Source organism: Liquorilactobacillus sicerae (assembly GCF_029916425.1).
Lineage (GTDB): Bacteria > Bacillota > Bacilli > Lactobacillales > Lactobacillaceae > Liquorilactobacillus > Liquorilactobacillus sicerae.
Genome location: NZ_JAHAVQ010000224.1, coordinates 1 through 456, shown reverse-complemented (window position 1 = coordinate 456; position 456 = coordinate 1). Strand labels below are relative to the sequence as shown.

1 protein-coding gene is annotated in these 456 nt (G+C 34.2%); it reads right to left on the bottom strand.

Annotated elements, in window-relative coordinates; all coding sequences use genetic code 11:
* The coding region (locus tag KH893_RS12130) for an FAD-binding protein (protein ID WP_281166320.1) at positions 1 to 163 on the bottom strand (163 nt) is incomplete at its 3' end.
* Positions 164 to 456: the final 293 nt, after the last annotated feature.

Here is a 456-nt window from a genome sequence, read left to right as displayed (position 1 = left end):
ACTTGCTTTCAACAGCAAACAATCCTTGGGCACCAAACATACTGGCGCCGCCAAACTTATCAACTTTTACAAGTAAAATGACCCGATAATTTTTGTCCACGAGCGTTAAAGCAGCCCCGATTCCGGCCGCTCCGGATCCAACAATAACAACTGTTTTTAACATATGCATGTCCTCCAAGATTTTTAATTTAAACAATAATGGGAATAATATATACGATCATATCGAAATTTTGAATATCCTTATACCAGATATTAGTCGGCACTTAGTAGAAAAACATTAATTGAATGTAAATATTTTTTTCGTAACGTGGCTTAATTAATTCAGACCAGCCGCTGTCTACAGGAATTTTCAAATCCAGAACTGATTGTAAATAATAATTACAAAGACACCATCATTGAACGTTTCTAAACGATTTTTGGAAATAAAATTAATCCCTTTCTCTAAACAACAATCAA